Annotated in this window: 13 protein-coding genes and 1 pseudogene; 4 read left to right on the top strand and 10 right to left on the bottom strand. The window is 45.0% G+C overall.

Features of this window, described 5'->3' with window-relative positions; translation table 11 throughout:
* Positions 1-61 precede the first annotated feature (61 nt).
* The 8 genes from ACFSKO_RS00460 to ACFSKO_RS00425 form a co-directional block, all read right to left on the bottom strand.
* Positions 62-1,327, bottom strand: a complete 1,266-nt coding sequence (locus ACFSKO_RS00460; RefSeq protein ID WP_380247243.1) for a SulP family inorganic anion transporter — start codon at positions 1,325-1,327, stop codon at positions 62-64.
* 77 nt (positions 1,328-1,404) lie between these two features.
* Positions 1,405-1,677: a helix-turn-helix domain-containing protein gene (locus ACFSKO_RS00455; protein WP_380247241.1), complete on the bottom strand. Its 273-nt coding sequence runs from the start codon at positions 1,675-1,677 to the stop codon at positions 1,405-1,407.
* A gap of 179 nt (positions 1,678-1,856) precedes the next feature.
* Positions 1,857-2,858 carry a 4-hydroxyproline epimerase gene (locus ACFSKO_RS00450; protein WP_380247238.1) on the bottom strand — a complete coding sequence of 334 codons (1,002 nt, stop codon included), beginning with the start codon at positions 2,856-2,858 and terminating at the stop codon, positions 1,857-1,859.
* Between the two features lie 29 nt (positions 2,859-2,887).
* The gene (locus ACFSKO_RS00445) at positions 2,888-4,144 is read right to left on the bottom strand and encodes an NAD(P)/FAD-dependent oxidoreductase (protein ID WP_380247236.1); all 1,257 of its coding nucleotides are present in this window, start codon (positions 4,142-4,144) and stop codon (positions 2,888-2,890) included.
* A 57-nt stretch (positions 4,145-4,201) separates the two neighbouring features.
* A complete protein-coding gene (locus ACFSKO_RS00440) occupies positions 4,202-5,632 on the bottom strand; it encodes an aldehyde dehydrogenase family protein (RefSeq protein WP_380247234.1) in 1,431 nt (476 codons plus the stop codon).
* A 27-nt stretch (positions 5,633-5,659) separates the two neighbouring features.
* Entirely contained in the window at positions 5,660-6,556 is an 897-nt protein-coding gene (locus tag ACFSKO_RS00435; protein WP_380247232.1) for a dihydrodipicolinate synthase family protein, read from the bottom strand.
* A 147-nt stretch (positions 6,557-6,703) separates the two neighbouring features.
* Positions 6,704-7,714 (bottom strand): proline racemase family protein, encoded by a 1,011-nt coding sequence (locus ACFSKO_RS00430; RefSeq protein WP_380247230.1) that lies wholly within the window; start codon positions 7,712-7,714, stop codon positions 6,704-6,706.
* A gap of 100 nt (positions 7,715-7,814) precedes the next feature.
* Positions 7,815-8,495, bottom strand: a complete 681-nt coding sequence (locus ACFSKO_RS00425) for a GntR family transcriptional regulator (protein ID WP_380247227.1) — start codon at positions 8,493-8,495, stop codon at positions 7,815-7,817.
* 247 nt (positions 8,496-8,742) lie between these two features.
* Between ACFSKO_RS00425 and ACFSKO_RS00420 the strand changes: the two genes are divergently transcribed.
* On the top strand, positions 8,743-9,249 hold the full coding sequence (locus tag ACFSKO_RS00420; RefSeq protein WP_380247225.1) for a dihydrofolate reductase: 507 nt from the start codon (positions 8,743-8,745) through the stop codon (positions 9,247-9,249).
* A 3-nt stretch (positions 9,250-9,252) separates the two neighbouring features.
* On the opposite strand, the pseudogene ACFSKO_RS00415 reads toward ACFSKO_RS00420, so the two are convergent.
* Together ACFSKO_RS00415 and apbC are read right to left on the bottom strand one after the other, a co-directional pair.
* Positions 9,253-10,065: pseudogene (locus ACFSKO_RS00415) on the bottom strand (DUF1194 domain-containing protein).
* A gap of 183 nt (positions 10,066-10,248) precedes the next feature.
* Complete coding sequence (gene apbC, locus ACFSKO_RS00410; protein ID WP_380247222.1) at positions 10,249-11,382, bottom strand: iron-sulfur cluster carrier protein ApbC; 1,134 nt, start codon at positions 11,380-11,382, stop codon at positions 10,249-10,251.
* 241 nt (positions 11,383-11,623) lie between these two features.
* On the opposite strand from apbC, the gene hflK reads away from it, so the two are divergent.
* The 3 genes from hflK (at position 11,624) to ACFSKO_RS00395 (ending at position 13,899) form a co-directional block, all read left to right on the top strand.
* Complete coding sequence (hflK, locus tag ACFSKO_RS00405) at positions 11,624-12,709, top strand: FtsH protease activity modulator HflK (RefSeq protein ID WP_380247220.1); 1,086 nt, start codon at positions 11,624-11,626, stop codon at positions 12,707-12,709.
* A gap of 15 nt (positions 12,710-12,724) precedes the next feature.
* The gene (hflC, locus tag ACFSKO_RS00400) at positions 12,725-13,609 is read left to right on the top strand and encodes a protease modulator HflC (RefSeq protein ID WP_380247218.1); all 885 of its coding nucleotides are present in this window, start codon (positions 12,725-12,727) and stop codon (positions 13,607-13,609) included.
* 101 nt (positions 13,610-13,710) lie between these two features.
* Positions 13,711-13,899: a DUF2065 domain-containing protein gene (locus ACFSKO_RS00395; protein ID WP_380247215.1), complete on the top strand. Its 189-nt coding sequence runs from the start codon at positions 13,711-13,713 to the stop codon at positions 13,897-13,899.
* The last annotated feature ends 42 nt before the right edge of the window (positions 13,900-13,941 follow it).

Raw genomic sequence — 13,941 nt, 5'->3', positions numbered from 1 at the left:
GATGCGTTTATTAATTTCTCATTGAAAATTTGTAAGAATCAAGTGCTGCTGAAGTGATCGGTTACCTGTCCGGCGGGGACCAATCACTTTCTTCGACCTTGCGATGTAGCAAGCTTAGAGCAAGGCCAACGGATACACCAACACCAATGGCAACAGTTAAATCTACAACAACAGTTAAGACCAATGTAAGCAACAGAAGCCCGACATCACTTTTTTTGCCGCGAGCGTATTCGCACCATTTATGTGGCTCAGTCATATTCCAAGCGGTAATTATTAAAAGCGCAGCAAGTGCTGGCATTGCCAGATAGCTTGCGAGTGGGGCTGCGAGCGACATCACTAATAAAATGACAATAGCATGAATAATTCCGGCTAGAGGGGTTTTACCACCTGCCTTGATGTTTGTGGCTGTTCTGGCAATCGCCCCTGTTACGGGCAAACCTGCGAACATAGCCGAGGCGATATTCGCAATACCTTGGGCAGACAATTCTGCATTGGGCCTATGCTTACCTTCGATCATCTTGTCCGCAACCATAGCAGATAGAAGTGATTCAACAGCAGCTAGGAAAGCAATAATGAAAGCTGAGGGAAGGAGTTCAATAATTCGAGAAGTTGAAAGGTCTGGTAATTCAGGGCACGGTAATTGGCTAGGAAGCTCACCAAAGCGAGAGCCAAGGGTATCGACAGGTAGCGACATGGAGGCCACGAGAGCTGAGCTAATTCCTATGGCCACGATGAGGCCGGGGAAACGTGGTTTCACGCGTCGTAAAAATACGATCAAAGTGAGAGTTACAAGTGCAATGATCAAACTTGCTATGCTGAAAGTTTCTCGTGCTTCCCAAAATAAGGGAATTTTTTCCAAAAAATCTGCGGGAACATTATCAATGGACAGGCCAATAAAATCCTTGAGCTGACTGGTAGCTATAATAATACCAATACCAATGGTGAATCCATTTACAACGGCCTCAGGAATAAAAATAATAAGATTTCCTGCTCGAAAATATCCCCCTAAAAGCAAAATTATTCCAGCCATTAAAGTCGCTAAGACAAGACCATCATAACCATGCTGGCCGATCACGCCGAACACGACGACGATAAACGCCCCTGTTGGTCCACCGATTTGAACGCGGCTGCCGCCAAAGAGTGAAATTAAGAAGCCCCCAACGATAGCGGTTACAATCCCTTTTGCTGGATCTGCACCAGAAGCAATGGCTATCGCGAGACTAAGAGGGAGTGCGACCATTGCGACAGTTGCTCCTGCCAACAGATCATTTACAAAAATCTGCCAACTGTAAGTCTTAATGGTTGTAAGAATTTTAGGCTGACGCATTTTGATAACTCAATGTTAAAGTTATGATATCTCACGTTTTTTTTGTTGAATTCTCAATATTGGGAATTGATGAATATTTAATATGGTGTGTTGGATGAGCGGGGTGAGGTTTTAAGTCTAACTCCACGTCCACCATTGTCGCTTCGGGCGCCATCTCCAATAAGTTCTATACCTGCGTTGTCGAGGGCCTCCACCACTTTAGTAAGGGTGGAGATAATACCACGGACATTACCCTCACTTGCTTCCATACGTTGTATCGTTGGCAGTGAAAGGCCTGCCAGCTTTGCAAGAGTCTTTTGATCGACCCCAAGGAGCGCCCGGGCGGCACGTAGTTGTGAGGCCGTGATCATGTTTTTTCTTTCTATGAAAAAACTTAATACTAATGTTTTAAAAATTTATATTGATGTTTAATATATTAATATAGATGTAATTGAGTCAAGTAGAGTAAGTAGAAAAACAGAGTGTAATCTGTATTCAAAATCGTTAACTGAGTAGCTATTCAAGATTATGCACTGATTTGAAGATACTATTAGGTTAACAAGAAACCTTTTGCGTATGGGTCTCTGTCATTGATGAATATATTGTTGAGACCGTGAATTCGGGCCCACCCCTCAATGGATGGGATAATAGCTTTGTAATCACCTACTTTTGCGTGACCTTCGACGCGGCCTTTGAACAGACTGCCAATAATACTTTCATGTACGAAGTTTGCACCAACTTTAAGCTCGCCGCGTGCAGCGAGTTGCGCCATGCGGGCTGATGTCCCTGTGCCACAAGGTGAACGATCGATGCCTTTATCGCCATAAAAAACGGCGTTTCTTGCGTGGGCTTCTGGGTGAATTGCTCTGCCGGTCCATTGGAGATGGGAGCAGCCGCGAATACGATTGTCTTCCGGGTGAACAAAATCATACTTATCGTTGATAAGGTTTCTGATCAGTGGGCTAAGGCGCTGGATGTCACCGGGACTAATATCGCTGAGATCATTGTAATTATCCTGAGGTTCAATGATGGCATAAAAGTTACCACCATAGGCAACATCAAAATGCAAATTACCAAACTCAGGAACCTCAACTTCCAAATTGGTTGAATGTAGAAAGGACGCAACGTTTCTAATGCGCACGGAATCAACGTATTCGCCATCCATTTTATATTCGGCAATGACGAGACCAGCGGGTGTATCCAGACGTAAGACACCTTCGTGTTTGGGTTTAACCAGGCCACGTTCAATCATAATGGTTACGGTGCCTATGGTGCCGTGACCGCACATGGGTAGGCAACCGCTGGTTTCGATAAAAAGGATGCCGATGTCGCAATCATCTCGGGTCGGTGGATAGAGGATACTGCCGGACATGATGTCATGGCCGCGAGGCTCAAACATCAAGCCTGTTCTTATCCAGTCGAATTCTTCGAGGAAATGCGCGCGCTTCTCAAGCATTGAGGAGCCGTTCAATAGTGGACCTCCCCCTGCGACAACGCGTACAGGGTTTCCACAGGTATGTGCATCAACACAGAAAAAAGTATGATTTGCCACGGCCTTGATTCCTTAGGACAAAAATAAAACTAATCGAAACGGTTAATATGAAAAGGTGCGAGATCCAATTCAGTTGGACGTTTCGCAATCATATCTGAAATCGCGCGCCCTGTAACAGCGCCTCCTGTTATGCCGAGGTGCCCATGGCCAAAGGCATAATGGACATTGTCGTGGTGACGCGATGGGCTTATGACGGGTACGCTGTCCGGTGTGGATGGTCTGCGACCCATCCACTTGGTTCCGTCTTTTCCATTGAGATTGGGAAGGTATTCTTTTGCCAAGGTGAGCAAGGTTTCGCACCGGTCGTAATTAGGCTTTGCTTCGACGCCTGCAAATTCGACAGCACCACCAATGCGTAATCCCATATTCATTGGGGTGGCAACAAACTTGTCTTCGGCGAATAAGACCATGTTGTTGAGCTCTACATCTGGTGTCGGAAGCGTAGTGTTGTATCCGCGCTCTGTATCGAGAATGAAGTTATCTCCGAGCTTTTTAGATAAACGTGTAGACCAGGCGCCAGCTGCTATTACGAGGTGGTCAAATTCGAGGGCTTGCCCTCCTTTTGTCCGGGCTATTCGTGGCTTATTATCTTTGAATTCGATAGATTCAACTTCATCGAAAATCTGGTTGCCACCTTGTTTTTGGAATTCATTGGACAGACCCATAACAAGATCGCAGGGGCTCGCGAAGTGACCCCAGTTCGGTTGGTATACGCCACAGTGTGCTTGTTCCCCGAGGGCAGGCTCACGTTCAAGAATTTCCCGTCGATTTAAATGGTGAAATTCAATGCCGTTTCTTTGACTTAGATCCCAAAAATATCTGTCTTTGGTACGACCTTTTTCGCTCTTGTAAATCATAATAGAGCCTTCTTTTTTTAGAAGGCTTTCAAGCCCGGTGTTTCCGAGCAAGGGTCTATAATCATCAAAAGCGTTCTTTAAAAAGACAGCCATTGCTTTGGTTGATTTTTCGACTTTTTTCTGGTTGCTCGATTTTAAAAACAGATAAAGCCAGGGAAGAAATTGCGGTAAATAGGAAAGCCGAAGACTTAAAGGGCCGAGAGGATCTAAAAGCCATCCGGGGACATCCTTCCAAAGACCCGGAAGGGCAAAGGGAACAATTTCTGTAGCGGCTATTGCACCTGCGTTACCACAGGAGGCTCCATCGCCAAGCGGTTCGCGCTCAACAATTGTGACATCATACCCATCTTTGAGTAAATAACTTCCGCTGCAAAGGCCAATAATGCCTGACCCTATGATCAGAATTTTCTTTTTTGTTCCATCGCCCATCCGGGATCTCCAGAAAAACAAAGTGTGGTATTAGCCTTATGGCTAAATCTCAGTAGCTTACGGTAAAATGTAAGCTGTTTTTACGGTTGTGAAGAACTCTGCGGCATAACTTCCTTGCTCACGGCTGCCATAGCTAGAGCCTTTTGAACCGCCAAAGGGAACATGGTAATCCACTCCAGCCGTTGGAAGATTAACCATGGCCATGCCTGCTTTGGCATTACGTTTAAAATCTGATGCGTATTTCAACGATGTTGTACAGATGCCTGATGATAATCCGAACTCGGTATCGTTTGCTATTGAAAGTGCTTCATCATAATCGCTTACTCGAATGATGCTTGCGACCGGGCCAAAGATTTCTTCACGATTAATTCGCATGGAATTATTGGTTTCTGTAAAGAGAGCCGGTGAGAGATAAAATCCTTTGGTCGCGCGCTCAAGTCGTTCGCCACCAAAAGCAAGTTTGGCACCTTCTTCCTGACCAATACGGATATAATCCATATCTTGCGCAAGCTGACTTTCATCGACGACGGGGCCAATATGCACCCCGTCAGAGAGGGCATTATCAACTTTGAGGCTTTCTAGGCGTTTTATAACGGCTGCAACAAATTGGTCGTGTACACCCTCGGTCACAATTAGGCGAGAAGAGGCTGTGCAACGTTGCCCTGTAGAGAAAAAAGCACCTTGAACGGCGGTTTCAACTGCGATGTCCAAATTGGCGTCGTCGAGAACGATCAGAGGATTTTTACCACCCATTTCCAACTGAAACTTAGCCATCCGCCCAGCACAAGTCGCTGCGACGTGTTGGCCAGTTGCAACGGACCCTGTGAAGGTTACACCTTTGACTTTAGGGTTTGTCAGGATTTCTTCACCAACAACTGAGCCCCGGCCCATGACCAAATTAAAGACGCCTTCGGGTAGGCCTGAACGGGAGATGATGTCGGCAAGAGCCCAGCCACAGCCTGGGACGAGGTCAGCTGGTTTGAATACTACTGCATTACCATAGCAAATAGCCGGGGCGATTTTCCAAGCTGGAATTGCAATGGGGAAATTCCATGGTGTGATAATACCAATGACACCCAATGCTTCACGGACGACTTCAATTTCGACGCCGGGGCGTACAGAGGCAAGCTTGTCGCCACTAAGACGTAGTGCTTCGCCAGCAAAGAATTTGAAAATCTGTCCAGCTCGAGCTGTTTCACCAATGCCTTCAGGGAGTGTTTTGCCTTCTTCACGGGCAAGGAGTTCGCCGAGTTCAGCTTTGCGAGCAAGCAGTTCTGTTCCAATGGTATCGAGAACATCAAATCGCTGTTGTGGCGTGGATTGTGCCCAGCCTATGGATGCTTTATCTGCGACATCAATAGCTTCACGAGTTTGCTCGGCATTTGCCTGAGTGTAAACGCCAACGACCTCCGAGGTATCTGAAGGATTGATGTTGTCACGTGCAGTGGCACCTTCGACAAAGCGTCCGTTAATATAATTCTGATTCAATGTATGTCTCCTTTGGGGCGAATGTTGTTAGGTTGCGGGGCGCGTGTCGATTGTATCCTGAATGATTTTTGAAACGCGTTCGCGCTCTTCTCCAACCAATTTTAGACGTGGGGCGCGAACGTTTTCAGAGCCGACACCTGTCATCGCTTGGGCCAATTTGATGTACTGGACCAACTTGCTATGAGTATCGAGATGAAGAACAGGTGTGAACCAGCGATAAAGCGGTAAGGCTTCCGCAAACTTGCCACCGCTTAAAAGTTTCCATAGGCGAACTGATTCTTGCGGGAAAGCATCCGTTAGTCCTGAAACCCAACCAACAACGCCAAGAGCGGCTGATTCCATAACGAGATCATCGACGCCACAGAAAACAAGAAAGCGGTTACCACAGGTATTAAAAACATCTGTAACTCGACGGGGGTCATCAGATGATTCTTTTACTGCGACGATTGTTTCGCAATCGGCCATTTCCATAAACATTTCTGGGGAGATATCAACACCGTATACGACCGGATTATTGTAACACATGATCGGTAGGTTTGAGGCTTTGGCAACGGTTTTAAAGTGATTAATTGTTTCGCGTGCGTCCGAGTTATAAACCATTGCTGGCAGTACCATAAGACCATCAATGCCGAGTGCTTCACAATCCTTGGCGTAGGAACAGGCATTAGCGGTAGTGAATTCTGAAACCCCAGATATCACAGGTACACGGCCATTTGATACTTCTTGTGCAAGCTTGAGAACCTGAAGTTTTTCGTCTCTTGTGAGGGAGTTATTTTCACCGACAGTGCCCAGCATGATCAAGCCGTTCACGCCTGCTGTGATCAAATTATCGATCTGTTCGGCTGTGGTTTTTAAGTCGAGGCTGTCATCGTCGTGAAACTGTGTCGTAACCGCTGGATATACACCATTCCAAGTAACTTTCATGATTTTTCCTTTTGCAAATGAGGCGTCCTTAATGTGACGCTATTCGTATTTGCTGCCATTATATTTGTTAATTGGATATTGTATACAATATTTTAAATTTAAATGATGCAATTTTGCTAATTTAAATGCAACCATTTGATTTTATGATTATTTTAAAAGAAAACCTTTTCCTATTTTATCGTCATTTTCATGCGAAAAGGTCGATTCTCCCAAATAATGTGCCTTACCACTCACCATCACTTGAACGGCTTGATGTGGACCGCAGATAAGTGTGTTTCTTACTTGGGCGGTAAATAAGCTCCCGGTTATACTTTCAAAAGTTCTGACCTGGCCCATATTTATTTGTTGTTTGTAATGCTGGACTGCAATGCGTGCCGTCACGCCCGAACCAGTAGGGCTTCGATCAACCTGTCGATCAGCAAAGACACAAATATTGGCCGTTGGCTCTGATGAAAAATGATCTCTGCCATCTGTTAGAATGGTGCCATAGAGAAAAGCAAGATCATGGGAGTCTGGATGAGACAGTTTTAGATTATCGCGTATGGTTTTTGTAATTGCGTCTGCTGCATCTACAAGATCACGGGTCAAAGAACGGCGAATATTAAGGTTAAGTTGCTCTGATGATGCAAGGGCATAAAAAGCTCCGCCATAGCCAATATCAAACTGTATGTCTCCATAGCCTTCGACATGGATTTTTTGATCAGTTGCGAAGGCGAAAGCCGGTACAGATAAAAAAGAGACACTTCCGCTTTTACCATCGGTGACCTCAACACTTGCAACGACGAGACCACATGGACATTCGATCTTAACAGTGGTTAGAGGCTCACAAACTTCAACCAGTTCTTGATCTACGGCATAACGACCGAGAGCAATTATGGCGTGGCCACACATTGTGCTGTAACCCTCGTTGTGCAGAAAAAGCACTGCTAGGTCAGCTTCTGGAATACTTGGGGAAACCAAAAGAGCGCCATACATATCAAAATGGCCACGCGGTTCAAACATTAACAGATGTCTGAGGTGATCAAGATTATCACGGACATAGCGACGTTTTTCCAAAATGCTTTTGCCCGGAATTTGGGGATATCCCTTTGTAATAATGCGCAGAGGCTCTCCACCTGTATGCATTTCTACGGTTTTAATAGGTGTTGTTATCTTCATGAATATTCCAGATTGGCTACAACATATTTTATACAATTTGAATTGGCAGATAAAAAAGCGACCAAGTCGCTTTTTATTATCGTTTTAAGCTTTTTGAACTTTAACTTCCGGCTTGGGCATCCAAAAACTCTATCAGATTATCACAACCAGCTCGGATATGGCTGTCGAGCAACTTTATTGCTGCCTCAACGTCACCTGCTTTGCAAAAGTTCAACAGACTCCAGTGATCATCGCGGGCATTCTTACGTGCTCCTGCGCTGTGAAGCTGAATCCTTAAGTAGCGATCAATGTTGTTGTGTAGGTTTTGAACGATTGCCAGTGTTTTAGGGCGATCCGCTGCAATATAGAGTATGTGGTGGAATTCTGCGTTAAGCTCTCCCCAAAGAGAGACTTCACCATTTTCAAGCGCAGTATCATAACGGTTCAGAATGTCTTCTGCGTCTTGAATAAGCTCTTTTTGCATCTTTGGAATAGCTCGTGCAAAAAGATCTCCTTCTAGCAGGCGTCTTATATCAAATAGCTCTCGAATTTCTTCACGAGAGAGAGAAGACACAACAGCGCCTTTGTGGGCATAAAAAGTAACAAGACCTTCTGCCTCTAACTGCCGCAAAGCTTCTCTTACAGGAATTCTACTAACATTGAACCGAGAAGCGATGGCATCTTGCCGAAGTTGCGCACCTTCTTTTTGTTGTCCAGATAGGATCTCTTCTCTAAGTGCTTCTGCAACTGCTTCGGTAATGGTTTGGCGTTTGAACACACCAGTTTTATTCTTCTCGGCCATTCGGTTTAGGGCTTCCGTTTTTATGTTTGCCTTACTATGATGCCGTCATTGCCAATCGGGCCTGCTGGGTATATTAGGATATTTTATCCACCTTTGGCCAGAAGCTTTGCTGCAATAATCGCAACATCTATGTAATATATTGTTATTTTCTGGATAACGACTGGGCAGATAGGGAGAAAACTCCTATTAAGTTTCCTGACGTATTTAAGAAATGCCCCTTATGGAAAAGTATTGAGTAGATGGTATTATGACGACGATTTCATTGATTGTTGCGCACGGAAAAAATCGTGCGATTGGTAAAGATAACGTCATGCCTTGGCATATTCCGGGCGACTTAAAGTTCTTCAAGGCTCAAACTTTGGGGAAACCCGTGATCATGGGGCGAAAAACCTTTCAGTCCATTGGTCGCCCTCTCCCCGGGCGTTTAAATATTGTGATTACACGAGATCAAAGCTATTTCGCGGAAGGTGTTACAACTTGCAACAGCTTGGACGCGGCGTTGGATCTTGCTCGCGCAGAAGTTAAGCGTTTGGATGGTGACGAGCTGATGATTATTGGCGGCGCTCAGATTTATACGCAATCAATAGAATTCGCTGACCGCTTGTATATAACCGAGGTCGATCTTGAACCAGAAGCTGATGCTTTCTTTCCAAAATCAAACGCTGAACAGTGGACAGAAACATATCGTGAAAGCCATGAGCCGGAAAACAATATGCCGGGTTACGCCTTTGTTATTTTGAATAAAAATCTCTGAACCCTAATCGAGTGGTCGCTTAAAAGGTGGAGTTTGATTGAAATTCAGAGAGATTTCTGTTGCGCCTGTTATCTCGCGTTTGAGTTTTTCTTTCAGGATTGAGCTAAAGGTATCAAATTCGAACACTTCTATTAAAAAAGCGTTCTTACCCCCGATGACATTTTTTAAGTAATACGAACCTAGCCAGGCAGAGGGTGCGCCTAATCCGTTCGGGTTTGGGCGTGAGGATAATATTGGCAGGCCGTTAATTGTGATTCCGAGAGCAATGGCGTCATTTCTTGATTGGGTGACGTGTCTACCATCGCTGTTGGGGCCGTCGCCTGAAATATCGATCACGGCTCTTTTGCTGACAAAATTATTACTATAAATTTGGTTGATCGAATAGTAGATCGCTTGGCTGATGGATGTTGAAGGCGCAGTGCTTATCGGGCGTGTTAATAGTTTTTCCGCAAAAGCATATGCGCTATCGGCGCCTTCCAACACAGTTCAGTCTATGACGATGTGTTGATGCTGCTGCCCTGCCCATTCGATGTAGATCACGGCTATACGCCCCATCGGACCGGAATTTATTGCTTGAATGACATCAGGATCGCGTAGTGCTTCTATGTACCCCTGTCGTTGTAAGCTGGCTTCGTAGTCATCGACGCTGTGGGAAACATCAACGGCCAGTACAAGTTCCAGATCAACAAGGATAGGTTCTGCTTTGGCTGGTGTGGGGGCTAACAAGAGGGCTGTATGTAAGGAAACGAGAAATAGCGAAGTAATTACGAGTGTTTTGCAAGAGAATATAAGGTTAAAAAGGCAAGCGTTATTCATACTGAGAATCCTAACGTGGCATTAGATCTATAAAGTTTACATCGTTTCTTGCATTTTCTCAGAACTGAATAGAAACAGCCCCGGAAAAAAAATCCAAGGCTGTTTTTGTATTATGAAATTTCAGCTAAAAACTGAACTGCATCCCAATGTGTCCTTCGCGTTTGGCGATGTGACAGGCGGAATTTATTTCATGGAAATAGAAGGGGCCTGTCTGGCTGAAGTACTTAGGCTTGACCAAACGCCATCGGCAATATCAGCATAACGTTTTGCATGTTCACTGTCTGGAGATGAGACGACAATAGGTTCTCCTTCGTCAGAGGTCAGTCTAATGTCAATATGCAAAGGCATCTCACCCAGGAATGGACAACCCAATTTCTCAGCTTCGTTCCTTGCGCCGTGTTCACCAAAGATATGTGCTTCGTGGCCACACTCTGGGCAGATGTAAACACTCATGTTTTCTATGATTCCAAGGACAGGAACATCAACCTTACGGAACATGTTCAGGCCTTTACGTGCGTCCAAAAGGGCGATGTCTTGAGGGGTCGACACGATAACGGCACCGTCGAGTGGAACCTGTTGTGCCATTGTCAATTGGGCATCACCTGTTCCAGGTGGCATGTCAACGATCAAGAGATCCAGTTCGCCCCATACAACATCACGGAGCATCTGTGTCAGCGCACTTTGTACCATGGGGCCCCGCCAAATCATCGGCGTATCTTCAGCGACAAGGAAGCCGACAGACATGCATTTGATCCCGTGGCGTTCCATTGGCATAAGTGTCTTTCCATCCGGCGAAGACGGTCGGCCAGTAATGCCCATCATCCTTGGTTGGGAAGGACCGTAGATATCTGCGTCCATTAGGCCGATCTTCAAGCCCTTTTTCGCGAGTGAAAGAGCAAGGTTTATGGCGGTTGTTGATTTTCCAACGCCGCCTTTCCCACTGGCTATGGCGATTATGTGCTTTATGCCATCTAGTTGAATTTTTCCTCCTGTCCCGGGTGCTGGAGCCGTTTTGGAGCCGCCAGTTTGTTCTTGTGATGGAGGGGTAGGCTTGGTTTCACCAGGTTGGTTTTCCGCTGTGAGAATTGCGCTGACAGACAAAACACCGGGAAGTGCATGAACGATTTTTTCTGCAGATTTACGTACACTCTCAAAAGCATCTGCCTTCGCGGGATCAATTTCAATGGAAAAGCCAACATTCCCGTCTTTTATGATAAGGCCAGAGATCATACCAAGATTAATAAGGTCTTTTTTACTCTCTGGTTCTATTACAGTGGCTAACGCATCGAGAATTTGTTGTTCTGTAACGCGACTCATCCTTGAAATCCCCATGTTTTGTACAATATGTGCAGGTACTATATGGTATGTTCCTGCTCGGTTAGTAAGTGGTTATGCCTGCTTTATATGGTAGGGTCTACGGCAAAGATAAGGGTTTTATGACGCACCTAAGCTTAGAATATGCAAAATCTGTGAAACGGGGCTTGTAAAATAGGTGCGTTTAGTGACAGATTCATACAAAATTTTTTGTACTTTTAAACGTTTAACACAGGGAAAATAGATGCCTTGGGATAATAAAGGTTCTGGCGGCGGTGGAGGCCCATGGGGCGGCGGCGGCAGTGGCGGCGGCAATGGCGGCGGACAACGCCCGCCTGACATCGAAGAAATGATTCGCAAAAGCCAAGACCGTGTAAAAGAAATGATTCCTGGCGGTGGAAGCTTCAGCAGTAAAGGATTTGTTTTTATCCTCGGTGTTGTTCTGCTTCTTTGGCTTGCTTCAGGGTTTTATCGTGTTCAGCCAAACCAACAGGGCGTAGTGCTTCAGTTCGGTAAATGGATAACGACGACAGAACCTGGTTTGAATTGGCACTATCCATATCCTATTCAAACGGTTATCACGCCTGAAGTAACAACTATTCACCAAATCAACATTGGCTTCCGTGGCACGAATGCGAGTGGTCGAGTTCAAAATCGTTCTGTGGTCGAAGAAAGCCTGATGCTTACTGGTGATCAGAATATTATTGATATCAACCTGACTTTGCAGTGGAAAATTTCTGAACCAGGACAATTCTTGTTCAATATCAGAGATCCTGAAGCGACGGTTAAAATCGCAGCAGAATCAGCACTTCGCGAAATCATTGGCCAGATTGATATTCAGCCAGCGCTGACAGAAGCACGTGATGATATTCAGAGTCGCACAAGAATTCTTCTTCAGTCGATTCTTGATGGTTATGAAGCAGGTATTCTTATTACAGAGGTTCAACTTCAAAACGTTCAGCCGCCTGCAGCCGTAATTGATGCTTTTGATGATGTGCAACGCTCACTACAAGACAAAGACAGAGCACGTAATGAAGCTGAAAAATATCGTAATGATATTATTCCGCGTGCACGTGGTGAAGCACAAAGACAAATTCAGGATGCTGAAGCTTATAAAGAGCGTCTTCTAAACGAAGCAACAGGTGAAGCAGATCGTTTCTTGTCAGTGTACAAAGAATATAAACAAAACCCAGAGGTTACTATGCGCCGGATGTATCTCGAAACGATGCAGAAGGTTTTCATGAAGACCGACAAAGTTATTCTCGGAGCTGATCAGAGTGGTGTTGTGCCTTATCTTCCGCTTGATCAACTTCGTAAAAATAGCCAATAAGGAGGGAAAAATATTATGAATAATAAAATTACTCTCATCATTGGCGTTATTATCGTCGCTGGTGCTTTCCTCGCAAGCAGTATGTTTTTCACTGTTGATCAACGTAAACAAGCCATAGTTCTACAGTTTGGTGAAGCTCAGAGGACCATTAAAGATCCTGGGCTAAAGTTTAAGCTTCCATGGCAGGATGTTCAAACATACGAAAAACGTGTGCTTAATCTGGATCCTCCAGTAGAGCGTATCATTCTTTCTGACCAAAAACCTTTGTTGGTCGACAGTTTTGCGCGCTACACAATCGATGATCCACTTCAGTTCTTCAAGACCGTTCGTTCTGAAGAAGGGGCTCGTGCTCGTTTAGGAACAATCGTGAATTCAGGTCTTCGTGTCGAACTTGGTAAAGCGACATTAAGTACGGTTCTTTCTCCTGAGCGCGATATCTTTATGAAACGTGTTTTGGAGCATGTAAACGGCCAAGCGGGACGGTTTGGTATTGCCATTCTCGATATTCGTATTCGTCGTGCTGATTTACCAAAAGAAACCAGCGAAGCAGTGTTTGCGCGTATGAAGACGGAACGTGAAAGAGAAGCTGCTGAATTCCGTGCCCAGGGTTTTGAATTGGCGCAACGTATTCAATCGACAGCGGACAGAGAAGTTACGGTTCTGACTGCCGAGGCTAAAAAAGAATCAGAGATTCTTCGCGGTCAAGGTGATGCGGCTTTGACTAAGATTCTTAATGAAGCTTATGGTCAGGACCCTGAATTCTTTAAATTCTATCGTTCCATGCAAGCTTATGAAGCATCACTAACAAAAGGAACCTATATGGTTCTGACTCCTGATAGTGATTTCTTTGAATTCTTTAGTGGACCTAACGAATTCCTAGAAGGCAAAGCTGCTAAATAATAAATAGTGTTTGTTAGGGAGACGGTGATACCTGTATTGGTGTCACCGTCATTTTTTTGTGCTATTTTTACACAATACATTATGTGTGGTTGGAGTAGGGTGTGATCGAATTATTTACTGGGCTGGCAATGGTGTTGGTCATAGAGGGTATTGTACTCTCTCTGTTTCCTCATCGCTTGAAGCAGTTGCTTGAAATGATGGCAGAAATGCCGCATGCGACGTTACGTGGCGGAGGGCTTGCTTGTGCAAGTCTTGGTGTGTTTTTGATTTGGGTGCTGCGGGTGGTTTAATCCCCTGAGGCAAATTAAAATAGATGAAATGTCACTTATAAG

Origin of the sequence: Kiloniella antarctica (assembly GCF_042682825.1) — a bacterium.
In the GTDB taxonomy this organism is placed as follows: domain Bacteria; phylum Pseudomonadota; class Alphaproteobacteria; order Kiloniellales; family Kiloniellaceae; genus Kiloniella; species Kiloniella antarctica.
The sequence above is the reverse complement of the archived record's forward strand: the minus strand, read 5'-3'. Positions and strand labels throughout refer to the sequence as shown.

Bases quoted from the DNA above. Each gene is read 5' to 3' on its own strand.
- ACFSKO_RS00460 (WP_380247243.1), bottom strand. From the start codon at position 1,327: ATGCGTCAGCCTAAAATTCTTACAACCATTAAGACTTACAGTTGGCAG.
- ACFSKO_RS00455 (WP_380247241.1), bottom strand. From the start codon at position 1,677: ATGATCACGGCCTCACAACTACGTGCCGCCCGGGCGCTCCTTGGGGTC.
- ACFSKO_RS00445 (WP_380247236.1), bottom strand. From the start codon at position 4,144: ATGGGCGATGGAACAAAAAAGAAAATTCTGATCATAGGGTCAGGCATT.
- ACFSKO_RS00435 (WP_380247232.1), bottom strand. From the start codon at position 6,556: ATGAAAGTTACTTGGAATGGTGTATATCCAGCGGTTACGACACAGTTT.
- ACFSKO_RS00430 (WP_380247230.1), bottom strand. From the start codon at position 7,714: ATGAAGATAACAACACCTATTAAAACCGTAGAAATGCATACAGGTGGA.
- ACFSKO_RS00425 (WP_380247227.1), bottom strand. From the start codon at position 8,495: ATGGCCGAGAAGAATAAAACTGGTGTGTTCAAACGCCAAACCATTACC.
- ACFSKO_RS00420 (WP_380247225.1), top strand. From the start codon at position 8,743: ATGACGACGATTTCATTGATTGTTGCGCACGGAAAAAATCGTGCGATT.
- apbC (WP_380247222.1), bottom strand. From the start codon at position 11,382: ATGAGTCGCGTTACAGAACAACAAATTCTCGATGCGTTAGCCACTGTA.
- hflK (WP_380247220.1), top strand. From the start codon at position 11,624: ATGCCTTGGGATAATAAAGGTTCTGGCGGCGGTGGAGGCCCATGGGGC.
- hflC (WP_380247218.1), top strand. From the start codon at position 12,725: ATGAATAATAAAATTACTCTCATCATTGGCGTTATTATCGTCGCTGGT.